Raw genomic sequence first — 3,570 nt, forward strand, 5'->3', positions numbered from 1 at the left:
GTTGAGGATCATCCGTTCATCGTCAGTTTGAGGCATGCGCTCTTTGGCCAACATGTCCTTGGCGATTTTACGGGTTGTCGCGGCACCTTCCAGTTGGGCGCTGGAAATCGCCTCCTCCATCATCAACGAGTCAACCAGATACTGGGTATTGTCCCGGTATTGGGGCGATGATGCCGCCGCGCCTCCCAGCCTGGACGTCACCGATTCGACAGCGTGAATCACTGCCTCACAAAAATCAGTGCCATACAAGAAAAAGGGACTACCGCATTCGCTGCGCAGCTCAAGGGTTTTGCTCGCGCACGCCCGAGCCATTTTGATCGCAGCCCACACTGCCTCTTTGTTGACGCCGGGCGCGGGATAACGACGAAACTCGTCCCAATGCAGATACCGCCCCTTGTCATCTACCGCCTTGTGGAGACGCGCCAGCTCAAAAACCTCCATGCCATATTGCTTCAGCAACACCGCGAAGTCGGTCGGTCTTTGGACTTTAGCCATGACTGAAACTCAATTTTCAAAAATTGAGTTGATCCTTGCGCGTCGACTTCACGCTGTCAAGCCTTCCCCTCACGCTTGACCTTCAGATGCCGCGCATACCAAGGCCGCTGCGGTACGCGCTTGAACAAACCCTTGAGCAGCTCCTCATCCGCGCCGAAGGTGATCCGCAGTGCCAGCTTCATGGTTTCCGGGTCCATTTCCATTGAGCGGCCCATTTGCAAACCCGGCGTGGTGCTGCACCCATGGGTATCGGGACCGAGCCATGGATCGTCGACCTCGACCCACCGGCCAGGCGCGAACCAGGCCACGCCGTTGACTTCCAGGCGGCTGACCTCGCCCGGGCTGAAGCGCTCATGGGCGCGGAACCAGTCTTCGATGCGATCGTCGACCCAGCCGTGGAAATGCCAGAACACCGGGTTGACGTGAGAGGAAAACGGGTCGCCGAGGAAGTCGTTTTCCGGCACGTACCAGCGTGCGGCAAAGTCCGAGGGGTCGCGGGCAAACGGCACCGGAGCACCGTTGGACGGATCGCGAGGCACCGAGGCCCAGCGCATGTGCAGCCAATCATGCAGGCCCAGTTCCATTTCCGAACCCAACTGGCCCAAGGTCAGCTTGGCCAGGTAACGCGGGTCGCGGTATTGGGATTCCCACACCTGGAAGTTGCTGTGATAGGTCTCGGCCGCCTTGATGTCGCCGACCCACTGGGTGTAATCGGCGTCGTCCGGGGCCGACCAGGCCGGTGGTAGCGCGAAGCCGTCGTGGTTATCGAAGTAACGCACGAAACCCAGACGATCGCGTTCCAGCGCGGGTTGCGGCTCGGGGAATTGAGGCCATGAGGGCAGGTCTTGCATGGACCGTGCAGTGCCGAGCATATGGCGGTGCATGAAGAAAAAATCGATGCCGGAGCCGTTGCGGTCCTTGCGTTTGCCTCGGGCGTCGCGCTCCTGGCCTCGCGGGCCCGGCTGCCAGCCGATGCCACGCAAGGCGTCACGTTTTTCTTCGGAGAGCTTGTGCCATTGGTCGCGGGTGGCATGCCACAGCTGGTGAAACAGGCGGTGTTCGGGCGAGATCAGCCAGGCCAACAGTGTCGGGTTGAGGCCGATACGTTGGCGGGCTTCGGGGAACACCTGTTTGTGGGCGACAAAACGATTGTCACGTTCGGTCAGTGCCAACGGGCGATTGAGGTCGAGGATCTGCCCCGTCAGCGTGCCGCTGCCGGCGTTGCCGAAGTCGGCCCAGACTTCATCGAGGGTCATCTTGAACTCATAGGCGGGTATGCCAGCGGGTGCGTCGCGGTCGATCAGGCGCCAGTAGAGCATGGCGCCCTCGCCCGTCAGCAGATCGCCCAATACGCGATAGCGCGGCTCGCCCTCGGCACGCAGGTTGTCGGCGGTGTCGAGGTAACCGCGCAGGCCACGGCCACGCGGGGCGATGTCCAGCAGCAGTTCCAGGCCTTGCAGCGGCAGGCCCTTGAGGCCGGCATCACGCCCTTCCAGACGCAGGTTCCATACCCCGCGCAGGGTATTCGCCAAGTGCTGGCCCTGGGTGTCGGCCAGGTCGACTGTGGCTTCGCCGGGGGTGATGGGGAATTCTTCTTCCCGCGTCAACTCACGATGGGCATAAAAGGCCGCCGGCACAGCCGCGCCAGTCAGCGCCAGGCCTGCGATGAACCCACGTCGAGAGATCGTCATTGTCTACCTTAGGAAACGGCTTAATCAGAGCTAGAACGTTTGCAGCCTGAGTAAATTTACCGCCGCGTCGCCGCCGCCTAAATTTCCCCCGCCATCGCTCGTTCCACCCTGATAGCAAAGGCCTCAACTGACTGAGATGGCAATGACAAAACCACGTTCGAAAAAGGCGCTGTACATCGGCCTGCCGCTGGCACTGGCCATCGGCGCCGGAGCCGGTTTCCTGGTCTGGGATCACTGGTTCAAGGGCAATGCCGGCTACCCGTTGGAGGTGATCAAGCAGGCGAATGAAATGCAGGACCGCCTGTTGTCATTCGACAGCCACATCACCGTGCCCCTGGATTTCGGCACCGCTGGCAACGAGGCCGACAAGGATGGCAGCGGCCAGTTCGACCTGGCCAAGGCAGCACGCGGCCGCTTGTCCGGGGCAGCGCTGACTATCTTCGGCTGGCCGGAGATCTGGAACGGCCCCAACGCCCCGCACAAACCCACCGAGGGTTTCGTCGAAGAGGCCCGCCACGAGCAGGAGGTGCGCTACAAAATCATCTCCGGCATGGTGCGTGACTTCCCCAACCAAGTCGGCATCGCCTACACACCGGATGATTTCCGCCGCCTGCACGGCGAGGGCAAGTTCGCGATCTTTATCAGCATGCTCAACGCCTACCCGCTGGGTAATGACCTGAACCAGCTGGACCTGTGGACCGCTCGCGGCATGCGCATGTTCGGCTTCAGTTACGTGGGCAACAACGCCTGGTCCGATTCGTCGCGCCCACTGCCGTTCTTCAACGACTCGGTTGACGCACTCGAGGGCCTGTCAGACATCGGCCAGCAAGCCGTACATCGCCTGAATGACCTGGGCGTGATCATTGATGTGTCGCAGATGTCGACCAAGGCCCTGGAGCAAGTGGCACAGTTGAGCCGCACGCCCCTGGTGGCCTCCCATTCAGCACCCCGTGCGTTCGTGGACATCCCGCGCAACCTCAGCGACAAAGAGCTGCAACTGATCAGGAACAGCGGTGGCGTGGTGCAGGTCGTGGGCTTTTCCGCCTATCTGCGCCCGCTCAGCCAACCGACCCAGGACAAACTCAACGCCCTGCGCGCCCGCTTCGACCTGCCGCCACTGCCTAATCTGGCCATGGCCTTGATGCCCGGCGACGCGATCATCGCCGCGTGGCCCGAGCAGCGATTCGGCCAATACGCCAGTGCGCTGTACGCCATCCTCGACGAAGAACCCAAGGCCACCCTCAAGGATCTGGGCGACGCCATCGACTACACCGTGCGCAAGATCGGTATCGATCACGTCGGCATCGCCTCGGACTTCAACGACGGCGGCGGCCTCCAGGGCTGGGAGAACGTCGGCGACGTGCGCAACATCACCGCCGAGTTG

At 61.9% G+C, this 3,570-nt stretch carries 2 protein-coding genes and 1 pseudogene; 1 reads left to right on the plus strand and 2 read right to left on the minus strand.

Annotated elements, in window-relative coordinates; all coding sequences use genetic code 11:
- Nucleotides 1-495: pseudogene (locus ACRESD_RS11890) on the minus strand (hypothetical protein); the annotation flags it as partial.
- Nucleotides 496-551: 56 nt separating this feature from the next.
- Nucleotides 552-2,186, minus strand: a complete 1,635-nt coding sequence (locus ACRESD_RS11895; protein ID WP_431751074.1) for a PvdJ/PvdD/PvdP-like protein — start codon at nt 2,184-2,186, stop codon at nt 552-554.
- A gap of 142 nt (nt 2,187-2,328) precedes the next feature.
- Here ACRESD_RS11895 and ACRESD_RS11900 point away from each other — a divergent pair.
- Nucleotides 2,329-3,570, plus strand: a 1,242-nt coding sequence (locus ACRESD_RS11900) for a dipeptidase (RefSeq protein WP_431751075.1), incomplete at its 3' end; no start/stop codon positions are given.

It is taken from the genome of Pseudomonas sp. (assembly GCF_050739995.1).
Taxonomy (GTDB): domain Bacteria; phylum Pseudomonadota; class Gammaproteobacteria; order Pseudomonadales; family Pseudomonadaceae; genus Aquipseudomonas.

Coding starts and splice junctions, on each gene's coding strand:
- ACRESD_RS11895 (WP_431751074.1), bottom strand. CDS start 2,186: ATGACGATCTCTCGACGTGGGTTCATCGCAGGCCTGGCGCTGACTGGC.